Genomic DNA, 22,060 nt, shown 5'->3' on the forward strand with positions numbered 1-22,060 from the left:
GTCTAACAGCGCCCGGGGCCATCCCGGACGCATGAGCCAATTATCGAGTCGACGAATCAGCCTTCTTCCGCTTCACACTGCTCGGTGTAAGCCTCGGCATCCATCATGCCTTCCAGCTCTTCAACGTCGGCAATCTTGATTTTAAAGAACCAGCCATCGTTGTAAGGGTCACTGTTGACCAGCTCTGGAGACTCTTGCAGCGCCTCATTGACTTCCACCACTTGTCCGGTCACCGGCGAGTAGATGTCAGATGCAGCCTTGACAGACTCAACCACGCCGGCGTTCTCGCCTGCGCCCAATTCCGCACCGACCTCAGGCAGCTCGACAAACACGATGTCACCCAATAAATCCTGAGCGTGATCGGTAATGCCTACAGTCACCACGCCGTTGTCTTCCAACAACACCCATTCGTGAGTGGGGCTGTATTTCAGTTCGCTTGGAACGCTGCTCATCTTTTGACCCTTCTTTGTCAATTCATTAGTTAATATTCGGGTATTTTATACGGACATACATAGGTTTGCGTTATTAAAATCCTTTTATCGTCATTTCTGGATTGTAGACGATAGGAAAAAATTTACGATACTCGGCAACACCCGCTCAAAGTCTTCAAATTCGTGCGACCCGCCTGATTGCACCCAGAGCGCGCAGTGGGCGAACTTCAGCGCCGCCTCACGATAGTTCAGGGTGGCGTCGCCGGTCTGCACCAAAGTATAAATGCGCTCGCCTATAGTCGGAGATGGAGAGTCCAACGCCAACAGCTCGTCCATATGACGAGGCTCCAGCACATACTCTTCGCCCGTATAAAGATTCTTATTTATTCCCAGATAGTCTTCCAACAAATCATAGGGCCTGACTGCGGGATTAATCAATGCTGAAGAAACGCCGTATCGATGGTGCAGATAAGCTGCATAGTAACCGCCTAATGAGCTGCCGATCACCCCCAGCGGTCTGTCGCCTCCTGCGAAATATTCACGCTCCAACCGCTCCATAGCTACTGCAGGTGAATAATGCAGCGCAGGAATAGCGAGATCCATGTTCGGATAATATTTGGCTAGCCATTGTTGGCTGCATTGCGCTTTAAAAGACTGCGGAGAGCTATTAAAGCCATGTAGGTAAAGAATATAGGAGTGACTCATCAAAACTCGCAAACAAGCGGGAGGTCATCATGACTCTGCGGCAAAAGCCCGTGCTCAATAGCCTTTGCTGGAAAGGTCCACCTCGAACTCTATATGACTGGCGCGCACCACGGATGTGTCCACACGACCATCCGGATACAGCTTCAACCAACGATATCCCGGCGCCAGATTATCCACCGCGAAGTCCTCGCTGTAAGGCTTGAATTGTACGCAGGTAGATGGCGTCGCCAATAGCCGTACGCCGTTGCGCACTTGGTCATATTCCTGGTGAATGTGTCCCCAAAGTACCAGTCGAACGTGATCATATGCGTCGATGACGGCAAAAAATTCGTCTCGGTTATGCAGACCTATGGTGTCCAGCCACGCGCAGTCCACATCGACAGGATGATGATGGAAGCAGATGATCACGTGTTTGCCCTGATCTTTCTCCAGCTCCGCTTTCAACAGCTGTAATTCTTTTTTGGCCAACTTGCCGTATACCTTGCGTCGAACAGAGGAGTCGAGAAAGATTAATTTCCAGGGACCAAAAATTTTCACCTTGGCCAGACACTCAGGATCCTGCACCGCTTTGGCCATGACGCCAGGGTCATCATGATTACCGGAAAACCAGTAGACCGGGCATTGAAACGGCAGCATTTTCTCATGGAAGCACTCATACGCCTCCGTTGACCCATCCTGCGCAATATCGCCGGTGGCGAGCACCAAATCAGGGTTCTCATGGTTCGCGCGCACGAGCGATAAAACCGCATCCAGGCTACGTCGGGTATTCATACCCAATAGAGTGCCGTCCGGTTCCCGCCGCAGATGGGAATCCGTTACCTGAATCACGGTTAACGCTTGGTTGTTGTCTGACGCCACCTCATCATCCGCCGCAGTCTGTGTGTGTTGTTACGGGAAAATCCTTTTGCTTACTTATAAAAAATATATGCCGGATATGGACATTTTCCAGTTAGTCAGTCACATAATCATTGAAATTTGTGTTATTTCACAACAATCAGACACTTTCAGGCTCGTCACCGGCGCTATCTACTCGTCCCTGAATCAGCCGGCTGACATGGAACCGGAGGGATTATAAGTCTCTTAGCTCTTCCGTCGAATGGCCATGGTGCAGACAATAATTCAGCCATTCGGAAAGAAACTGGTTTAATTGCAGTTTTTCATCAGGCAAATGCATTTTGCCGTTAGGATAATCGTTCACCGCCTCGACCCGGGCGTGGTTCACTGCGCTGATGACTTCCGCCATACGCGCGTCGTGATATATCCGCACGGTTAACTGAGGGTTATTCACCCATCGACCAATTGCGTGAACCTGTTCCAAAAACAAGAGGTTAGTATAACGACTGGATTCCAGCACCTTTATACGGATTAACCCCAGATAGGCGGTATGATTATGCAGCGAGTAGGTGACCTCCGAGCCGGCTTCCCTATCGGCGACGAGCTTGCTCAGGCGAAAGTAATTCGCCTCGCAGATAGCTCCGAATTGGGCGATGTCTGGCACGTACCGTTGTTTCACGCATTCTCCTTCGTAATTGAAGTATTCATCATCTCATAAAAACTCGCGCCACTCCGCGAGCAATTGCTCGCGGTTCAATTGCAGCCACTGTAAAGCAATGATTCCCGCCGCATCCCTGATGCGCCCGCTTTCCACCCATGTATAGGCCAGCTCGCGACTCACTACCCGCACGCGAATATCCTCTCCTTCATGGGGCAATCCATACAGCCCTTCAACCCCTTCCGCATTCACCAGGCCACAAAACAGGTCAATGGCTTCCGAGCTTCCGCCAGGAGAAGGCAGATAGTGGTGAATTTTGCGCAAGGCCTTTACTTCCAGCCCCGCCTCCTCCTGAGCTTCGCGACAGGCAACGCTTTCAGGTGTTTCGCCTTCTTCGTTAATTCCCGCCACCAACTCCATCAACCAGGGCGAAGAACCTTCATATAAAGCGCCGATACGAAACTGCTCACAAAGTACAACCAGATCGCGCACCGGGTCGTAAGGAAGCATGCAGGTAGCGCCGCCGCGCACAAACAGCTCCCGGCGAATCGGCTCAGACCAGCCCCCGGCGAACAACTTATGTCTGAGTTCGAGTTTCTGGATCGAGAAGAATCCCTGATAGCCAGTCTGCCTGGAAATCACTTCCACATCGTCTTTACCAAATTGACTGTCCGTCGGCGGATTCTGGGTATCCTGCTTCACCGTTCACCTCTTTCTCATTGTATCCAGATTTCATATCGCCCTTTCTGGCGCGGCTTTCCGCGCAGACAAGCGCAATCATTTCATGTTAAACCATTTTCGATTGCAATGGCTTTACGGCTACTTTCCCGGAATTAAGGCCGCCACGTTTTGAGTTCAAAGCGAGTTAGCAGTGTAGACCATGCATGGCCGCCGCACCCGGGCGCTATTGCGCGGAGCCTATAAATAACCGAAGATACCGCCCTATGTAATCACCGTATACATACGTAATGATTTATTTCCACACTTCGTGATCTAATGAGACGCATTCTGCGTTAAACTGTGCGGCATTTTTAATTCATACGAATTTTCAAGTGTTTACTCCACACAACCCGGACTGTTAAAGAGGGGTGCCCGACGTTATGTTCCGACCAAGCAAATTGCTTATCTCAATCGGGGCGCTATGCCTTAGCGCCTCCACTCAAGCCATGGATCTCGCCACCGCCTACAATAAAGCCCTGCAATACGACTCTGAGCTGGCGGCCGCTTTAGCGGGAAGGAATGCGGAAGCAGAAAGTGTCATCCAAACCCGTGCAGGTCTGATGCCCAGCGTCGGCGCCGGCGCCAGCGTCTCCCACCATGATGTGGACACTCGTCTCAATCCAGATGACAGCTATGTCAGCCAGGGCGGGGAAGTTACCCTGACTCAGCCGCTGTTGAAACTCGACACCTACTACAGCTACCAAGCCAGCAAATACTCCCGTAACCGCGCCGATGAAGACTTACGCAGCGCTGAGCAGGATTTACTGTTTCGCACCGCCGACGCTTACTTTGGCGTCCTCCGCGCCTGGGACAACCTGACCACGGCCAAGCGCGCGGAAGAAGCTTTCAAACGTCAGTGGGAACAAGCGAAAGAGCGCTTTGAAGTTGGACTGATCGCGATTACGGAAGTGCATGAGTCAAAAGCGACCTATGATTCCGGCAAAGTCTCCCGCATCAACGCACAAGGGCAACTGGACGTCGCCCTGGAAAGCCTGCAACGCATCACGGGCGACTATACCGATACCGTACAGGTGCTCAGCGAGGGCTTCCCTGTTGTGCAGGTATCCCCCGACTCCACCGTGAAGTGGGAAGAAATCGCCTTCGCCAACAACCCTCAAGTCTTGGGGGCCAGCTGGAGCGTGCAAAGCGCTCAGAGCAGCGTTTCCGCACAAAAAGCCGGTCATTACCCGACCCTCGACGCTAAAGCGAGTTATGGCTTCAGTGAGTCCGACGGCCGTGGCGCGGCGGATGAACGCAGCAATGATTTGTCGGTGTCTCTAAACCTTTCCGTCCCGATCTATACCGGTGGAGCGACCCAGTCCGGCGTACGTCAGGCAAATTACCGTCTGGAGCAGGCAGAACAGTCGTTGAATACCGCTCAGCGTAATATTCGTCTGCAACTACGCAGTCTTTATCGGACGCTGCAGACCAACATTGAATCGATCCAGGCTCGCAAGCAGGAAATCATTTCCTCCGAGAGCGCGCTCCAGGCGACCCGCGCCGGCTATGATGTCGGTACGCGCAATATCGTTGAAGTTCTGGATTCAGAGCGTCGCTATTACGGTTCGCTCAGCAACTACGCCAACGCACGCTACGACTTCGTGCTGAACACGCTGTCGTTCAAGCAAACCGCTGGCGTCTTGTCGGTCAACGACATCAATGAGCTGAACAAGTGGTTGGCCGAGCCAGTCAACGTGTTGACCCGTTAATCCTCCGCAAGCATCAAAAAAGCCGCACTGAGTTGCGGCTTTTTTATCTATCCTGACGAATCAACGTCCAGGCGCATGCCGTAAAACGCCATCCAGCAGTCGATCCAGGGCGCCCCGATTTTCATTGACGACTTTAGAGGCCGCCTCGCCCATACGGAGCCGAGCAACTTCATCGTCACACAACTCCAATAAAGCGTCTCCCAGCGTCCTCCGCTCCACAAAACGCAGACCTTGCGCCTGTTCCAGTTGCGAGCAGATATCTGCAAAATTGAACACGGCCGGCCCCATCAATACAGGTTTACCCACTGCCGCAGGCTCCAACGGGTTATGCCCTCCCGTATCGACCAGGCTTCCGCCGACAAAAGCCAAGTCGGCGGCGGCGTATAAGCGCAGCAGTTCCCCCATGGTGTCGCCGAGCAAAACCTGCGTCCCCGGAACCACTGCGTCATTCCTGCTGCGTCTGGCCATACGTAAGCCAGCCTGCAGAATATCCTCGCCCACTTTATCGAAACGTTCAGGATGCCTGGGAACGATCACTAGAAGAGCCTCAGGACGATGCGCCAGCAGTTGTTGATGCGCAGCCAGAATCACAGAGTCTTCGCCCTCATGGGTGCTTCCCGCCACCCATATGAAGCGTTTGGGTCCACCCCAGGCCTCTCGAAGCGCCGCGCTTTCTGCGCGTAACTCTTCACTGACGCTAATATCGAATTTAATGCTGCCGGTAACGCTGAGGTTTTTCTGGGGTAAGCCTAGGGCCGCAAAACGGCCGCCATCCGCAGCATTTTGCGCCGCCACCCAGGACAGCTTCTGCAGCATTGGCCGCGTTATGGCGGAGACTTTGCCATACCCTCTGGCGGAACGCTCAGAAAGACGCGCATTGGCCACCATTGTCGGAATGCCTTGCGCCGCGCACATAGCAATCCAGTTGGGCCATAGCTCCGTTTCCATAATGACCAGGGCGCACGGATTGAGGCGGCGCAAAAAACGCATAACAGGCCCAGGGAGATCGTAAGGCGCATAGACATGAAATACGCGATCGCCAAATAGCGCTTTCACCCGCTCCGACCCGGTAGGCGTCATGGTGGTGACGACAATAGGGCGCTCTGGATGTTCCTTCAGAAGGCGATTCACCAACAACGCCGCAGCGACAGTTTCGCCAACGGAGACACTATGAATCCATAGCGGCCGCTGCGCGAACGCCGGCGCCTTGAACCATCCCAAACGTTCCCGCCAACGTAATCGATAGGCGGGCGCCGCGCGCCCCCGCCAGTAGAGACGGACTAGAATTAGAGGAAGAATCAAGTAGTAAATGAGTGTGTAAAGGAATCTCGCCATGTCGCCGCTCTTTCAAACCGGAGGCGAGTTTAGCACAGCGCCGCAGGAGCAATCAGGGTTTTAAATCTTGTTCATGATGCTCGCGGCGGGTTTGGGTTCGGTCTGACGAACGGCTATAATGGCGCGCATTTTTCGTAATGGAGCCACCGAATGGCAGAAACTCTAGAGACAGATGTCGTCATTATCGGCGGGGGAATCGCTGGGCTATGGCTGAACTATCGGCTTCGCAAAGCGGGCTATAGCACGCTGCTGTTGGAGAAGAAAACCCTGGGCGGCGGACAAAGCGTTCGTTCACAGGGCATTATTCATGGCGGCGCCAAATACACCCTCAACGGCGCGCTAACCACCGCCGCTAACGCCATTTCGGAAATGCCAGATCGCTGGCGCGCCTGCCTCAAAGGCGAGGGAGACGTGGATCTCAGCTCTGCGCGCGTGCTCTCCGAATATCACTATATGTGGTCTCGCGATCGCCTGGTTTCCAAGCTGACAGCGTTCTTCGCCAGCAAGGCCGTACGCGGCAAAGTTTCCGGCGACGCCTCTATAGAACGTCCCGCCGCATTCAATACGCCAGACTTCCATGGCAACTTCTATGCACTGAACGAGTTAGTGCTGGATGTCCCCACAGTAATCAATGCGCTGATCGCACCATTCAGCGACGGCATTCTTCAATATGATTGCACCCTGCCCGGCGCCTTGGTGCAGGAGCAAGGGGAAATCGTGGAGATGCATCTGGTGGGTAAAAACAAACGTGTGCGCGTCAAGGCCAAGCGCTTTATCCTCGCAGCGGGAGAAGGCAATGAAAGCGTCCTGCACGGCGCTCAATTACATCGCCCCGCCATGCAGCGCAGACCCCTGCACATGGTGATCGTGCGCCATCAGTATCCACACCCGGTTTACGCGCATTGCATCGGCGCCGGCTCAAAGCCGTTACTGACGATCACCACCCACTATATGCAGGACGGCCAACCAGTCTGGTATCTGGGCGGCAATCTGGCGGAAACCGGGGTTGAGCTTGATCGCGAAACGCAGATTAATTCCGCCAAGACCCTGGTGAAAGATCTTCTTCCCTGGATTGACCTCGGCGAGTCCCGCTGGTCCAGCTTCCTTATCCACCGCGCGGAGCCTCAGCAAAAAGGCATGTTGCGTCCGGATACGGCGTTTGTTCACAGTGAAAAGAACATTCTGACCTGTTGGCCAACCAAACTGGCGCTGACGCCTAATCTGGTCGACACAGTGATGGCGCAACTGCAGGCGGACGGCGTCGAACCTGAAACGGCATGCGACCTGGGAACCTTAAGCTTCCTACCCCGCCCTGGCGTCAGCGCGCCAGTGTGGCAGGAGATGCTTTCATGAAATACCGTCAGCTCGGCGACACTGGCATCGAAGTAAGCTTGCTCGGTTTAGGCACGGTGAAACTGGGCCGCGACCAAGGAGTCAAGTATCCGACCGCCTTCAAAATCCCTGATGACCAGCAAGCCCTGGAGTTAATAGCCCTGGCGGAAGACCTGGGGGTAAACCTTATTGATACGGCGCCTGCCTACGGCTCCAGTGAAAGCCGACTGGGAGGGCTGTTGCAAGGCCGCCGCCAACGCTGGGTGATTTGCAGCAAAGTGGGTGAAGAGTTTGTTGACGGACAGTCCTATTTCAACTTCACGCCGGAACATACTCGAATGAGCGTCGAGCGCAGTCTGCAACGGCTGCGCACCGACTATATCGACATCGTGCTCATTCATTCCGATGGCGACGACATGGCGATTCTGCAAAAAGAAGGCACGCTGCAAGCCCTCGCTGAACTAAAGGCCAAAGGAATGATTCGCGCGATCGGCCTGTCCGGCAAGACCGTGGAGGGTGCAATCGCCGCCCTGCAACAAGGGGATGTCGCTATGGTGACTTACAACCTGGAGCATCAGGAAGAAAAACCCGTACTGGACTATGCGCAAGCGCATCGAAAAGGCGTTTTGATCAAAAAGGCGCTGGCCAGCGGCCACATCTGCGTCGGCCCCCATGAAGATCCATTGCGGAAAAGCATGGAGTTCGTCTTCGCCCACCCCGGCGTATCCAGCGCCATTATCGGCACCATCAATCCCGAGCACTTCAAAGAGAACGTCTGCGCGCTACCTGCGTAACGGTAGCGCGCGTCGTCGCATATCGAATTTCCTTATCCTTGCGCCAACAGGCTGCGCAAATCGATAATCGCCGCATTAGCCCGTGAAATAAACGACGCCATGGTCAGCGAATGATTAGCTAGTACGCCAAATCCGCTGCCGTTCAAAATAACCGGACTCCAGACCGACTCCTGAGTCGCCTCCAGCTCTACGATAATCTGACGCAGACTGACCACGGCGTTCTTGTCCCGCAGCACGTCGCCGAAGTCCACCTCGATAGCTTTAAGTATATGGATAAGCGCCCAGGCGGTGCCGCGCGCTTCGTAGAATACGTCGTCGATCTCCAGCCAGGAGGTTTTCAGCTCTACCTCCCCCTGCCCCGGCGTGGACTGTTTCGCCGCCTTATCTCCGGCAAGCGCCATATCCAACTGCCGTTTGCCGACGCTCTCACTCAACCGTTGCGACAAACTGCCGAGACGCGTTTCCACGTCAGACAGCCAGTTGCGCAGATTGTCAGCACGGGCGTAAAACTGAGCGTCTGGCCTGTTTGGATCGGACAACCGGTTCAGATAACTGCGTAGCGCTTTAAGTCCACGACGGTATTCGTCCTCAGTGGAGGGAATCACCCAGGAGCGACTGTCAAAGTTAAACTGAGGCTCCGCAACCGTCAGATCACGGTCTTCCGTCGACTGGCTTTGAGAGCGGCTGATGTCTTTACGCAGGGCCCGGCTCAGATCTCTTACTTGCACCAGCACGCCATATTCCCAATGGGAAATGTTGTCCAACCACAACCCGGGAGGGAAAACATCGTTGGAAATATACCCCCCCGGTTTTTCCAATAAGGTGTCAACCAGGGTAATCAGCGTCGCCGTAGTCGTACTGCCGACCACCAACGGACGGTTCTGGTCCGTCACGACGCTTCTGGCGTTGGGTCCCACCTCAAACAGCTCCGGCTCGTCGCTCCAGTACCAGCCCACAAACAACGCGACGACCAAATATACGCCCAGAGCGCCGCCAATCAACTTAGCCAAGAAACCACCTCCCACGTAATCGCCGAGTTCTTCTCCGCGTTCATTAAAAAAATCTTTAATCGCCTGCCACATAGATATTGCCGCTCCTCGCAATCTTCAAGCTCCGCCGCTCACGGCGCCGCCATATGTGGCGGGCTTTCCTGAGGCCGAAAGAGATAATATCCCATTGCGCCGTCCACCCCGAGCTGCACCAGACTGTCCCAATCGTCCTGAGACTCGACGCCCACACCGATGACTTTAATAGCCTGTGAGTGCGCAATCTGCACGATGGAGCGCAAATAAAACTGATGTCCCTGGTCTTTGTGAATATTTTTCACCAGACCCGGGTCGATTTTGATCATGTCCACCGGACAACTTTTCAGGTATCCAAAAGGCATACCAGTGGAGCCGAATCGGCTGATGACGATACGGAAAGCCAGTTCATTACGCAACTGTAACAAGCGATCAAACCCCGCCCATGCCGCCTGTAAAGCGTGTTCGGAAACCTCCAGCAGCAAGCGCGGACATTGCGCGGAAAAACGGCGCAGTATCACGCTTACTGAATCAGCGAACTCAGCCGACTGCAAGCTGGATACCGCCAGGCTGACGCAGAACGCAGCATCCTCATGATGCTCCGCCAACCTTGTCAACGCATCCTCCAGCACTTGCGCATCGACTTTCAGCGCCAGGTTAAAGCGATCCGCCATCGGGAGAAACTCCGCCGCCGCCAGTACTCTTCCGTTCATATTCATGCGCACCAGCGCCTGATGGAACAGGAAGTTACGAGAGTCGTCGCTTAAGACGGGCTGAAAGTGCAAATAAAACCCTTTGTCCGCCAGCGTCGACAGCAGCAAGGATTGCCACTCCGTCGCCGTAAGCGGCTTCTGTCCACCCTCACGCCCGCTGCTGCGCCCTTTGCGCCATGCGTTTGTGCACGATTTTTGCGCCACCCGCATCGCGAAATCCGCCACCGACAGCACCTGCGCCAAGGGAGTTCGTCCCTCTGTATTGACCACCCCTATATGCAGACGGTTGGAGCCGCCCCAGTTCTTGATTAACGGCAGCGATGTCAGCCTCTCAAGCAAACGCTCCGCCACAGCTTCCGCACGACTGTCCGTCAAGCCGCTGAGGAAAACGGTGAAGCAACCGCCGCCGCGACGGCCCACATAACTACCGATATGCGACAGGCACTCGTCATGGATAACTTCCGCCATTTGCTTGAGCAGCGCATCCCCCTGCTCTCTTCCAAACTGATCGTTGTACTCAGACAGGCCTGACAGTTGCGCCAACAGCAACGCGCCGACGCTGTCCCCATCGTCTCCCGCCAAAGCCGCCTGCAAGCGATTATCAAACGACTGCCGGTTCAGCACGCCCGTGACCGAATCCAGCAGCGCCAGTTTGCGTAGCGACTCAATGGTCGCCACCTGCTCTTCGAATGAGCGCCGCAAATGGTCCGCCATGCTGTTGACAGCCAGCGTGACTTTCGCCAGTTCACGGGTGCCAGGAATAGGCAGGGAGACATCAAAGTGCTTGTCTTCAATCCGATGCGCCGCTTGCTCCAGACGCAGTAAAGGCCGCAACAAACTGCTCAACAGCAAATGGAAAGCCGCAAACGCAAATGCAGTGACGACCGCAAACCAGGCTAATTGATTACGCAGCGTCGACCAGAGTTCTCGATAGGCGATGCCGGTATCGCTTTGCACCATCAAACGACCGACCGGACGCCACCCAGCGATAATTTCGGCCTCTCCCACCGGAGCCTGCAGATCAAGCCAGCGCACAAACCACTTAGGCACGCCTTCCAGATCCTTGGAGCTTGTTCTCGCCACCACCGAGCGTCCTTCCTGGTCCAGAATGCGAATACCTTGATAAGCGCCCGAGTCAAAGATGGCGTCCACCATGGAAGACGCAACCACCCAGTCCTGTGGGTCCGCCACATGAGAAACGGATAAGCCTAACGATGTGGCGGAGTCTCTGGCGTGAGACTGTAGCTGATCCTGCAGGTACACCTTCTTCTGCCACAAATTAAGGCCGAATACGCCCCCTAACAAAATCAACAACATCGTGGAGATCAGGCCCAGCATCAGCACTTTGATCGATCGTTTGTCACGCAATGCTTTATTATCAGTCATGGCGACTCCGTCGGAGTTGATCACAGATTCAGCGCTTCCCGCTCAAACCACCCGCAGTTAACGCTTAAAGGTTTGCTCTACTACACAAATGCACAAGAATTTACATACACATACAGTTTACGACTATATTTAAATAAAATTGCCAAACTATACTGAAACTTATATCAATACGTCCTGGCTTGAATTTTGTACTTGTAAATCAGGCGCATAGAAGAAAGACAAACTGGTTGCAACCACTAATGGAAGCGGATTTACCCTCTCTATGACCATAGAAAGTCAACGGGACAAACTCAAGCAGCACTTCGCCGGCCGTGTAACGACGCAGGCGCGCATTGTCCTGGAAGCATGGCAACAGTTGAAGCAAAGGAACTGGCAGGACAAACAATGGTTTTCCGATTTCCAGCTTGCAACCGATAAATTGGGCCGTTACGCAGCCCGTTTCGATATGACGGATCATCTGTGCATCGCACAGTCGATCAACACCAGCCTCAAAAGCATCAGCCTGCGCAAAACACCCGTCACCACCGCGGATATCCTCGCGGTGGAGCAGCAGGTCATGCAGTTGGCGACCGTCACCCAGCGTAAAACCGATCGCACCGACAGCAGCGCCAACCGGACTTATCTACGCTCTCCAATCTATTTGGCCTTGAATCAAAAAGATCTGGCGCAGCGCATCGCCCAGCAAATGCAGTTTTTTGGCTTCCGCGGCGAATTGTATTCGTCTCATGACACACTGCTGGCTGCGACTCAGAAGAACAAGCCTGAAACCATGATTGTCGACGTGGATTTTGGCGGCGATAAAAATGCGGGCGTCGAGTTGATCAAGCGCATTCAGGCCAACCATGAGACGCCTATCCCCGTCATGTTCATCTGCCCTCGTGAAGGCGATATTCAGACCCGCCTGGAAGCCGCTCGCTGCGGCGGAGAGGAGTTCGTTGAGCGCACCCTGGACGCAGCGCAGCTTATCGAGAAAGTGGAGACTTACACACGTTCCGGCGCCCACGAGCCCTATCGCATCATGGTGGTGGACGACTCCCGGGCGCAGGCCGCATTTATGGAGAGCACCCTGCGCAAGGCGGGCATGACCTCCAAGATCATTACCGACCCGATGCAGGTTCTGATTGCACTGGATGAATTCTCCCCCGAAATTATCATCATGGACATGTATATGCCGGGCTGCACCGGCACCGAGCTGGCCAAAGTGATCCGCCAGCAGGACAAGTTCGTCAGCGTCCCCATTATCTATCTGTCCGCCGAGGACGACATCAACAAACAGTTGCACGCAATGAGCCTCGGCGGCGACGACTTCCTGGTGAAGCCGATCAATCCCCGCCACCTGATCGCCACTATTCACAACCGTGGGCGGCGTGCGCGCACATTGCACGCCATGATGATCCGCGACAGCCTGACCGGACTCTACAACCATACTCATACGTTGAATCTGCTCAGCATGGAGATCAACAAGGCCAATCAGACCGGCGAGCCGCTCTGCTTCGCCATGATGGACATCGACTACTTCAAGCGCATCAACGACACCCATGGCCACCCCGTTGGCGACAGAGTGTTGAAGAGTATGTCGCTGTTCCTCAAACAGCGGCTGCGCAAGACCGACCATATCGGCCGCTACGGCGGAGAAGAGTTCGCCGTCGTGCTTCCCAATACAGATGAGTGCGACGCTAAGAATATGATGAACGACATTCGCGAACGTTTCGGAGAACTGATGCACCCCACCGAGAGCGACACGTTCAAAGTCACGTTCAGCTGCGGTATCGCCGCTTATCAGGCTGGCAACACCCAGCAGGTGCTGGCGCAAAAGGCGGACAAGGCGCTTTATGAAGCCAAACATGCCGGCCGTAATTGCGTGAAGGTATTCAGGTAAGCTCAAAGGCTCTGAATTCGCAGGTTTTCAGCCATCGTGGAAACCGCGTACAACAATGCGCTTATTGTGTTTTAAACCGAAGTATCAAGAATAGTTCACGGGATTGGGTTAAATTGCCATTGTCGCCGCCATCATGGCGGCGACGTAAAAAGTTCCCGCCAAGTATGCGAACGCCCTGTTTTTACTGGGAAAAACGCGTCAACTCTCTCCCGCACAGCGCTACTACCAAAGTATGACCGCAAAGTGCGGCAATCTGCTTGAATATAGTAGACAAAAGAGTCAAACTTCCGAAATCTTGCTTTTATTACACCTTAAATATCCGACATATAAGGACAAGACGCCATGGCAAGCATTCTAGTGTTGCACGGCCCTAATTTGAACTTATTGGGAACGCGCGAACCGGAAATTTATGGCGCAGAAACTTTGGACGATATTAATTTCCGCCTGACGGAAACCGCCAGGCAGGCAGGCCACCATCTGCTGACGCTACAAAGCAATGCGGAATACGAATTGATTGATCGCATCCATGAAGCCAAAAAAGAAGGCGTGGACTTCATCATTATCAATCCGGCGGCCTTTACCCATACCAGCGTGGCGCTACGCGACGCCCTTCTCGGAGTCGGCATTCCTTTTATTGAGACGCACTTGTCCAATGTGCATGCCCGTGAGGCGTTCCGCCACCACTCTTATTTCTCCGATGTCGCCGTTGGTGTGATATGCGGATTCGGCAGCCAGAGTTACGAACTCGCTTTACAGGCCGCCTTTTCAAAGATTACCGGAAAATAAATTACGAGAGCCTATGATGGATATCAGAAAAGTAAAAAAACTTATTGAACTGATTGAAGAGTCAGACATCGCCGAAATCGAAATTAAAGAAGGCGATGATTCCGTACGCATCAGCCGCCGTCTGGCTGGCGCCGAGCCGGTATACGTCACTTCTGCGGCAATAGAAACGCGCCCTGCGGCGGCCCCCGTGGCGGCGTCCGCTCCTGCGGTGGAAGCAGACGCCGGACCACAATATAACGGGCATCTGGTCAAATCGCCCATGGTTGGCACCTTCTACCGTGCGCCATCGCCCTCCGCGCCAGTGTTTGCAGAAGTTGGCCAGACCGTCAAAGCAGGCGACGTACTGTGTATCGTCGAGGCGATGAAGATGATGAACCAGATTGAAGCGGACAAGTCCGGCACAGTTGAAGCCATTCTGGTGGAAAACGGACAACCGGTGGAGTTCGACCAGCCGCTGTTCTCGATTGTCTAAGAGCCCCACCCGGGCTCTTCCCGTTCAGCGGGACATCCTGATCATTCCGGCGCAAGCCGGACGGCATTGTTTTTTTAGGGTACTCCTACCATGTTGGAAAAAGTGCTTATCGCCAATCGAGGCGAAATTGCGTTACGCATCCTGCGCGCCTGCAAAGAGTTGGGCATTAACACCGTAGCGGTGCACTCAAGCGTGGACCGCGACCTGATGCACGTGCGGCTGGCGGACGAATCCGTCTGTATCGGCCCGAACAGCCCCACGGACAGCTACCTGAATATTCCCGCCATTATCAGCGCGGCGGAAGTGACCGACAGCGTCGGCATTCATCCAGGCTACGGCTTTCTGGCGGAAAACGCCGATTTCGCCGAGCAGGTGGAGAAAAGCGGCTTCGTCTTTATCGGCCCCAAGCCGGACACCATTCGCCTGATGGGCAACAAGGTCTCCGCGATACAAGCCATGCGCAAAGCGGGCGTGCCGACGGTGCCGGGCTCCGATGGACCCATCACTGAAGATAAAGAACGTACGCTGGAAGTCGCTCGTAAAATCGGCTATCCGGTCATCATCAAGGCCGCTTCCGGCGGCGGCGGACGCGGCATGCAAGTGGTCAACAGCGAAGCTGCGCTGCTTAACGCCATCCAGTTGACGCAAAGCGAAGCCAAAGCCGCCTTTGGCGACCCCACGGTTTATCTGGAGAAATTCCTCGATCGTCCCCGCCACATCGAAGTACAGGTGCTGGCCGACGGACAAGGCAATGTTATCCACCTGGGCGACCGCGATTGCTCCCTGCAGCGCCGCCACCAGAAAGTTCTGGAAGAAGCCCCCGCTCCGGATGTCGACCCCGAAGCCCGCGCCGCCACACTGAACTCCTGTGTGCAGGCCTGTCTGGATATCGGCTACCGTGGCGCTGGAACTTTTGAGTTCCTGTACCAGGACGGACGTTTCTACTTCATTGAGATGAACACCCGCGTTCAGGTCGAGCATCCCGTGTCAGAGATGATCACTGGCGTCGATATTGTGAAAGAACAGTTGCGCATCGCCTCTGGAATGCCTCTTTCCATCAAGCAGGAAGACATCCAGTTCCGCGGTCACGCCATTGAATGCCGCATCAACGCGGAAGATCCGCGCACCTTCACACCCAGCCCCGGGACCGTGACGCATTACCACGCGCCAGGCGGCAACGGCGTGCGTGTTGACTCCCATTTATATAGCGGATATAAGGTTCCACCTTATTATGACTCACTGATCGGCAAGGTGATTTGCTGGGGCTCCAACCGCAACAACGCGCTGGATCGCATGAATAATGCTCTGGACGAAATGCTGGTGGAAGGCATCAAAACCAATATTCCTCTGCACCGCCGGTTAGTGACCGACGCAGGCGTACGCCGTATGGAGTACACCATTCACTATCTGGAAAAGCTGTTAAAAGCTTGATTTGAGGAACGCAGGTGTCCTGGTTACAAGTAAAAGTCTTAACTGATGAAGCCGGGGCGGCCGCTCTGGAGCAGATTTTCGAGGGCCTCGGCGCCCTCTCCGTCACTATGCTCGACGCTGCCGATGATCCCGTCCTTGAGCCTGACCTTGGAACCACTCCCCTGTGGCGCAACACTCAGGTTGTTGCGCTTTTCAGCGCCGACACCAGCGCGGAAATGGTTCGAGAGCAATTGGAGCGTAATCAAATTGCGGCCGCGGACATTGAGTGCGAGGTCATTGAAGATCGTGACTGGGAAAGAGAGTGGATGACCCACTTCCACCCCATGCGTTTTGGCTCCCGACTGTGGATTTGTCCAAGCTGGGGGGAGCCCGAAGATCCAAACGGCGTCAACTTATTGCTCGACCCCGGTTTGGCTTTTGGCACCGGCACTCATCCCACCACCGCGCTTTGCCTCACATGGCTGGATAGTCAGCAGCTGCAAGGCAAGCAGGTTATCGACTTTGGTTGCGGCTCCGGCGTGCTAGCCATCGCAGCCTTGTTGCTGGGTGCGGATCACGCCACCGGCACGGATATCGATCCACAGGCTCTGGAAGCAAGTCGCGACAACGCCGAGCGCAATAGCGTCAGCGAAGGCCTGACCCTGCACTTTCCGGAGCAAATGCCGGAGATGCAGGCGGAAGTCGTTATCGCCAATATCCTGGCCAATCCATTGATCAGTCTGGCGCCCAAACTGGCGACTCTTACCCTGCCCGGCGGCTCTATCGCCCTGTCCGGCATACTGAAAGATCAGGAAGAAGCCGTAGCGGAAGCCTATCGTAATTACTTCGAACTGGACCCCACCGAGTACAAAGAGGACTGGGTCCTGATCAGCGGTAGACGCCTGCCTTATTGATCGCCAATCCGGCGTCTTTTCAAGGCGCCGGTTAGCCATTCCCGCGATAGACAGCCCCCCTTCGCTAGGCGACAATGGAGCGCAAGGTTGCTCTTGCAAATAGGGAACAATTCATTCATTTTTAAACAACTTTGCGAATGTGCGACAATCTCGGCGCCCCATTTGCAGTGATACCCCTAACATAGAGTTGGTCTACATTTAACTACTGACGCAGTTTTTTCCAGGAGGCGTTTTGCTCACTCGCTGCCCACATTGCGCTGCAAGTTTCAGGGTTACTGATAAACAGCTGCAAGCCGCCCATGGCAAAGTAAGATGCGGCGCTTGCATGAAGGTATTCAACGCAGCGGAGCATTTGATGTCTGATAGCGCTCCTGCGCATGTAGGCCCGACTCCCGTTAAAGCGTCGCCTCCCAGACAAGCGGCGGTTGCTTCCGCCCCTAAAGCAGCGGCGAAACCCAAAGTTGAGCCCAGCGTAAAAGAAAGCGCCGCAAAAGCCACTTCTTCAATTATCACTCCATTCACAGCGATGGACCCGGACGACGATCTTGGCGATCTGACTGACGCGCTGGTCGCAGCGGGAGACGATGATGATGAATTCCTGTTTCAGGATAATCCGGAAGAGGACAAGCACGACGAAGGTTACTCCGGCGGCATGTTCGATCAAAGCGAGTTGAGCGACAGCTTCCGTGAGCTTGATCGAGGCGGCTCCAGCGCCAAACGCGAATTTGAAACGCCGGAAGAGCCGGAAGAAGAGGGAGCCACCGACGAAAGCTGGGCCGAACAGATGCTGCGCGAACTGGAGCGGCCAGGACAAACGCCTCCCCCTCCTCCCGTTCAGGAAGCAAAGCAAGACGTTAAAAAAGCAGCGCCCAAAGAGGCGTTGAAAGTCGAGCCTCCGCCGCCGCCCAAGCCAGAGCCCGCGCCAGTCCATGCAGCGCCGGAGCCAGAGCCGGAATACGAGAACTTTCCTGAGTTTGAGACGCCCATGCACGCGGAGCCTCCATCCCAATTCCATGGGTTACGCGCAGAGCCGATCAGTATCGACCACTCATACGAACAAAAAGCGTCACCCGGCGTTTTAAGCAAAATCATGTGGACCTTCGCCAACCTGCTGTTGGTGGTGTTCCTGGTTTCACAGCTTGCGTGGTTCCATTTCGATAAGCTGGCCCGCTACGATCAGCTGCGTCCCTGGTACGCGAAAGCATGCGAAGTTATTGGCTGCACTCTCCCTTCTTTATATGATGTCGGCCAGATTCGTAGCCAGAACCTGGTGGTGCGCAGTCATCCCCTGGTTAACAAGGCGCTGATTATTGACGCCATCATCACCAACCAAGCCAGTTTTGCGCAACCCTTCCCAAACATCTCGCTGAACTTTTCAGACATTAACAACAACGTCATTGCCCATCGCATCTTCACGCCGCTTGAGTATCTGTCCGGCGAGGCGAAAGACATGACTCAGATGCCGCCGAGCGCGCCCGTGCATATCACTCTGGAAATCCTTGACCCCGGCAAGCAGGCGGTCAATTACACACTCGACTTCATCTCCGCACTATCCGGTCCGGCGCCCTCCCAATAGAAAGCTCCGGAAGCGGCGCGCCACCGAGATAAGGACCGATACGAACAAGCGCGATTTGGACTTGACTCGGTGGCCAAGTTCTATAAATAGGCCATTTAACCTATACGCCTCGTCGTTATGATTAACGAGTGATCAACATATTGAGATTTGGGATAAAAAATACTCTATTTTTAAAATTTCAAGTCTTTCCCGCCATTCATCATCTGAGTATCATAGGCACCCCTATCCAGGGCGAACACTTTTTAGTCATTTCTTATGACCAGAGCGGAAGCGGCCGTGAAAATTGGACCCTATGAGTTGCGTAACAATTTGATACTGGCCCCGATGGCTGGAGTGACCGACCGCCCCTTCCGGCTGCTTTGTCGCAGTTTGGGCGCAGGCCTCGCAGTATCGGAAATGATGGCTGCGAATCCGGATCTGCGAGATACCCGAAAATCCAGATTACGTATGGATCACGACGGCGAAGGCGAGCCTATTGCGGTGCAAATCGCCGGCGCTGAACCGGAGATGTTGGCCGAAGCGGCGAGATACAACGTCGAACATGGCGCGCAAATCATCGATATCAACATGGGGTGTCCCGCGAAAAAGGTCTGTAACAAAGCGGCGGGCTCAGCTTTGTTAAGAGATGAAGCCCTGGTGAAAGATATATTGACGGCTGTGGTAAGCGCTGTCTCTGTGCCGGTGACATTGAAAATACGCACCGGATGGAGCCGGCAAAGCCGGAACGGGGTGACTGTTGCCCGCATTGCGGAAGATTGCGGCATACAATCACTTGCAGTACACGGCAGAACCCGCGAGTGCAAATACGAGGGAACGGCGGAGTACGACACTATAGCTGAAATCAAGCAAAGCGTTTCCATTCCGGTGGTGGCCAACGGCGATATTACCTGTGTTGAGCAAGCCAGGCATGTGCTGGATTACACCGGCGTCGACGCATTGATGATCGGCAGAGGAGCCCAGGGGCGTCCCTGGATTTTTCGTGAAATCGAACACTTTATCGCTACCGGAGAGCGCTTACCGGAACCGCCAATGGATGAGACTAAGCAGATACTCATCGGTCATATTAAAGCGTTACACGAGTTTTATGGTGACTACCAAGGCGTCCGCATCGCACGCAAGCATGTGGGCTGGTATCTGCAAACCGCAAATATTGGGGCCATTTTCAAGTCACAATTTAATCGTTTAAACGATGCTCAAGCGCAGCTGGATGAACTCCATCACTTTTTTGAGCATCTGAGTATTGAAGGAGAGGAAAAAGCCGCATGACTACAGAATCTATCGTTACAACAGAAACCGGTTCTGGAGCTAATAAATTACTGACCGTGGAGCAGTCGGCCACTCAAACCATGACTTTGCGCGACAGCGTTGATCAGGCGCTGGCGAACTACTTCGCGCAACTGGACGGAGCTCCCGTCAAAGACGTCTATCAAATGGTGCTTTCCGAAGTTGAAGCTCCCCTGCTTGAGCAGGTGCTGAAATACACCCGCAACAACCAAACCAAGGCTTCTGTCCTGCTGGGCTTGAACCGCGGCACGCTGCGCAAGAAGCTGAAGCAGTACGACCTGCTGTAATCGCTGTATCACACATCTTTTAGAAGAGGGCTCGCCGACATTTCTCATTCAACTCTGAAATGTCCGGTACAAGAGCCCTCTTTTGTTTTTTACGCAACAGGCTAAGCTTTTTACGCTAGGGTCTGTTGGCGTTTCGGTAACTGACCCTGATAATTCTGCACTAAGGCAAGAGATCAACTTATCATGTCCAGCCCAGATAATGTGAAGATCAAACGAGCGCTCATCAGCGTTTCCGATAAGTCCGGCATCGTCGAATTCGCCAAGACCCTGGCGAATCTCGGCGTGGAAATCCTGTCCACCGGCGGTACGTATAAATTATTGCAGCAGGAATCCGTCCCGGTGCGTGAGGTCTCTGACTACACCGGCTTCCCGGAAATGATGGACGGACGGGTGAAAACGCTGCATCCAAAAGTACATGGCGGCATTCTGGGTCGTCGCGGTCAGGACGACGCGGTAATGGCGGAACACGACATCGCGCAAATCGATCTGGTGGTCGTCAATCTCTATCCTTTCGAAGCCACCATCGCACGCTCCAATTGCTCACTGGAAGATGCGATTGAGAATATCGACATCGGCGGTCCGACAATGGTGCGTTCTGCGGCGAAAAACCATAAAGATGTGGCGATTGTGGTCAATCCTTCCGATTACGACGGCGTCATCGCCGAGTTGCAGGCCAATAACGGCGCACTGGCTTTTTCTCGCCGTTTTGATCTCGCCGTCAAAGCGTTTGAGCATACGTCCGCCTATGACGGGGCCATCGCCAACTATCTCGGCCTGAAGGTTCAGAGCGAAGAAAGCGCTTATCCACGCACCCTCAATCAGCAGTTCATTAAAAAGCAGGATCTCCGCTACGGGGAGAACCCTCACCAAAGCGCCGCCTTTTATGTAGAAGCAAATGCCCGTGAGGCCTCAGTCTCCACCGCCACTCAGTTGCAGGGCAAGGAACTGTCCTATAACAACATTGCGGACACCGACGCGGCGCTGGAGTGCGTGAAGCCGTTCGCCGACGCCGCCTGCGTTATCGTCAAGCACGCCAATCCATGCGGCGTCGCCATCGGCGTGGATATCAAGCAAGCCTACGAACTGGCCTATGCGACAGATCCCACCTCCGCTTTCGGCGGTATTATCGCCTTTAACCGCGAGTTGGACGCCGACACCGCACAGGCGATTATCGCCCGCCAGTTCGTAGAAGTGATCATTGCCCCCAAAGTCAGCGAAGGCGCCCGCGCCGCGTTGTCCGCCAAGACCAATGTCCGAGTGCTGGAGTGCGGAGACTTTCAGGGCGAGCGCCTGAGCGCATTCGACTTCAAGCGCGTCACTGGCGGCTTGCTGGTGCAGGACCGCGATCTGGGTATGGTGAATATGGACGCGCTGAAAATGGTGACGGATCGTGCGCCGACGGAGCAGGAACTGAACGACCTGCTGTTCGCCTGGGAAGTCGCCAAGTTCGTGAAATCCAATGCCATCGTCTACGCCAAAAGCGGACGCACCATCGGCATTGGCGCAGGCCAGATGAGCCGTGTATACAGCGCCAAGATCGCAGGTATTAAGGCAGCGGATGAGAACCTGGAAGTCAAAGGCTCGGTCATGGCCTCAGACGCGTTCTTCCCATTCAGGGACAGCGTTGACGCAGCCGCGGCGGCCGGTATTACTGCGATCATTCAACCCGGCGGCTCAATGCGCGACCAGGAAGTGATCGACGCAGCCAACGAACATGGCATCGCCATGGTGTTCACCGGCATGCGCCATTTCCGCCATTAATTCCGCACCGGCGGCCACAGGTTTCGATGTGGCCGCGATAACCCAAATTACT

Annotated in this window: 20 protein-coding genes and 1 pseudogene; 13 read left to right on the forward strand and 8 right to left on the reverse strand. The window is 54.6% G+C overall.

What is annotated here, in order from left to right; genetic code table 11:
- Positions 1 to 56: 56 nt before the first annotated feature.
- The 5 genes from gcvH to nudF form a co-directional block, all read right to left on the reverse strand.
- Positions 57 to 452, reverse strand: coding sequence for a glycine cleavage system protein GcvH (gene gcvH, locus HCH_RS26950; protein ID WP_011399698.1), 396 nt, complete (start codon positions 450 to 452; stop codon positions 57 to 59).
- Positions 453 to 542: 90 nt separating this feature from the next.
- Positions 543 to 1,136 (reverse strand): YqiA/YcfP family alpha/beta fold hydrolase, encoded by a 594-nt coding sequence (locus tag HCH_RS26955; RefSeq protein WP_011399699.1) that lies wholly within the window; start codon positions 1,134 to 1,136, stop codon positions 543 to 545.
- Between the two features lie 54 nt (positions 1,137 to 1,190).
- On the reverse strand, positions 1,191 to 1,994 hold the full coding sequence (cpdA, locus tag HCH_RS26960) for a 3',5'-cyclic-AMP phosphodiesterase (protein WP_011399700.1): 804 nt from the start codon (positions 1,992 to 1,994) through the stop codon (positions 1,191 to 1,193).
- 211 nt (positions 1,995 to 2,205) lie between these two features.
- The gene (locus HCH_RS26965; protein ID WP_011399701.1) at positions 2,206 to 2,649 is read right to left on the reverse strand and encodes a DUF1249 domain-containing protein; all 444 of its coding nucleotides are present in this window, start codon (positions 2,647 to 2,649) and stop codon (positions 2,206 to 2,208) included.
- Positions 2,650 to 2,682: 33 nt separating this feature from the next.
- Entirely contained in the window at positions 2,683 to 3,330 is a 648-nt protein-coding gene (gene nudF / locus HCH_RS26970; protein WP_011399702.1) for an ADP-ribose diphosphatase, read from the reverse strand.
- A gap of 398 nt (positions 3,331 to 3,728) precedes the next feature.
- On the opposite strand from nudF, the gene HCH_RS26975 reads away from it, so the two are divergent.
- The gene (locus tag HCH_RS26975; protein ID WP_011399704.1) at positions 3,729 to 5,057 is read left to right on the forward strand and encodes a TolC family outer membrane protein; all 1,329 of its coding nucleotides are present in this window, start codon (positions 3,729 to 3,731) and stop codon (positions 5,055 to 5,057) included.
- Between the two features lie 60 nt (positions 5,058 to 5,117).
- Here the strand turns inward: HCH_RS26975 and waaA are convergent, their stop codons facing one another.
- The gene (gene waaA, locus HCH_RS26980; RefSeq protein ID WP_011399705.1) at positions 5,118 to 6,392 is read right to left on the reverse strand and encodes a lipid IV(A) 3-deoxy-D-manno-octulosonic acid transferase; all 1,275 of its coding nucleotides are present in this window, start codon (positions 6,390 to 6,392) and stop codon (positions 5,118 to 5,120) included.
- Positions 6,393 to 6,542: 150 nt separating this feature from the next.
- Here waaA and HCH_RS26985 point away from each other — a divergent pair, with 150 nt between their 5' ends.
- A complete protein-coding gene (locus tag HCH_RS26985; RefSeq protein WP_011399706.1) occupies positions 6,543 to 7,745 on the forward strand; it encodes an NAD(P)/FAD-dependent oxidoreductase in 1,203 nt (400 codons plus the stop codon).
- Complete coding sequence (locus HCH_RS26990) at positions 7,742 to 8,518, forward strand: aldo/keto reductase (protein WP_011399707.1); 777 nt, start codon at positions 7,742 to 7,744, stop codon at positions 8,516 to 8,518. Before HCH_RS26985 ends, HCH_RS26990 begins: the two co-directional genes overlap by 4 nt.
- Positions 8,519 to 8,550: 32 nt before the next feature.
- Here the strand turns inward: HCH_RS26990 and HCH_RS26995 are convergent, their stop codons facing one another.
- Both HCH_RS26995 and HCH_RS27000 read right to left on the reverse strand, forming a co-directional pair.
- Positions 8,551 to 9,600, reverse strand: coding sequence for a DUF2333 family protein (locus tag HCH_RS26995; RefSeq protein ID WP_011399708.1), 1,050 nt, complete (start codon positions 9,598 to 9,600; stop codon positions 8,551 to 8,553).
- 38 nt (positions 9,601 to 9,638) lie between these two features.
- On the reverse strand, positions 9,639 to 11,639 hold the full coding sequence (locus tag HCH_RS27000) for an EAL domain-containing protein (RefSeq protein ID WP_011399709.1): 2,001 nt from the start codon (positions 11,637 to 11,639) through the stop codon (positions 9,639 to 9,641).
- Positions 11,640 to 11,901: 262 nt separating this feature from the next.
- On the opposite strand from HCH_RS27000, the gene HCH_RS27005 reads away from it, so the two are divergent.
- The 10 genes and pseudogenes from HCH_RS27005 (at position 11,902) to purH (ending at position 22,008) form a co-directional block, all read left to right on the forward strand.
- The gene (locus HCH_RS27005) at positions 11,902 to 13,518 is read left to right on the forward strand and encodes a GGDEF domain-containing response regulator (RefSeq protein ID WP_011399711.1); all 1,617 of its coding nucleotides are present in this window, start codon (positions 11,902 to 11,904) and stop codon (positions 13,516 to 13,518) included.
- A 342-nt stretch (positions 13,519 to 13,860) separates the two neighbouring features.
- A complete protein-coding gene (aroQ, locus tag HCH_RS27010; RefSeq protein ID WP_011399712.1) occupies positions 13,861 to 14,304 on the forward strand; it encodes a type II 3-dehydroquinate dehydratase in 444 nt (147 codons plus the stop codon).
- Positions 14,305 to 14,320: 16 nt separating this feature from the next.
- A complete protein-coding gene (gene accB / locus HCH_RS27015) occupies positions 14,321 to 14,776 on the forward strand; it encodes an acetyl-CoA carboxylase biotin carboxyl carrier protein (RefSeq protein WP_041599992.1) in 456 nt (151 codons plus the stop codon).
- A gap of 90 nt (positions 14,777 to 14,866) precedes the next feature.
- Positions 14,867 to 16,207, forward strand: coding sequence for an acetyl-CoA carboxylase biotin carboxylase subunit (gene accC, locus HCH_RS27020; protein ID WP_011399714.1), 1,341 nt, complete (start codon positions 14,867 to 14,869; stop codon positions 16,205 to 16,207).
- Between the two features lie 14 nt (positions 16,208 to 16,221).
- The gene (gene prmA / locus HCH_RS27025) at positions 16,222 to 17,100 is read left to right on the forward strand and encodes a 50S ribosomal protein L11 methyltransferase (RefSeq protein ID WP_011399715.1); all 879 of its coding nucleotides are present in this window, start codon (positions 16,222 to 16,224) and stop codon (positions 17,098 to 17,100) included.
- Between the two features lie 232 nt (positions 17,101 to 17,332).
- A pseudogene (locus HCH_RS35280) lies at positions 17,333 to 17,431 on the forward strand (MJ0042-type zinc finger domain-containing protein); the annotation flags it as partial.
- 24 nt (positions 17,432 to 17,455) lie between these two features.
- Positions 17,456 to 18,676, forward strand: a complete 1,221-nt coding sequence (locus HCH_RS27030; protein WP_011399716.1) for a DUF3426 domain-containing protein — start codon at positions 17,456 to 17,458, stop codon at positions 18,674 to 18,676.
- Positions 18,677 to 18,931: 255 nt separating this feature from the next.
- Positions 18,932 to 19,942, forward strand: a complete 1,011-nt coding sequence (gene dusB / locus HCH_RS27035) for a tRNA dihydrouridine synthase DusB (RefSeq protein ID WP_011399717.1) — start codon at positions 18,932 to 18,934, stop codon at positions 19,940 to 19,942.
- Entirely contained in the window at positions 19,939 to 20,247 is a 309-nt protein-coding gene (gene fis / locus HCH_RS27040; RefSeq protein ID WP_011399718.1) for a DNA-binding transcriptional regulator Fis, read from the forward strand. Before dusB ends, fis begins: the two co-directional genes overlap by 4 nt.
- Before the next feature lie 183 nt (positions 20,248 to 20,430).
- Entirely contained in the window at positions 20,431 to 22,008 is a 1,578-nt protein-coding gene (purH, locus tag HCH_RS27045; RefSeq protein ID WP_011399719.1) for a bifunctional phosphoribosylaminoimidazolecarboxamide formyltransferase/IMP cyclohydrolase, read from the forward strand.
- Positions 22,009 to 22,060 lie beyond the last annotated feature (52 nt).

It is taken from the genome of Hahella chejuensis KCTC 2396 (assembly GCF_000012985.1).
In the GTDB taxonomy this organism is placed as follows: Bacteria; Pseudomonadota; Gammaproteobacteria; order Pseudomonadales; family Oleiphilaceae; genus Hahella; species Hahella chejuensis.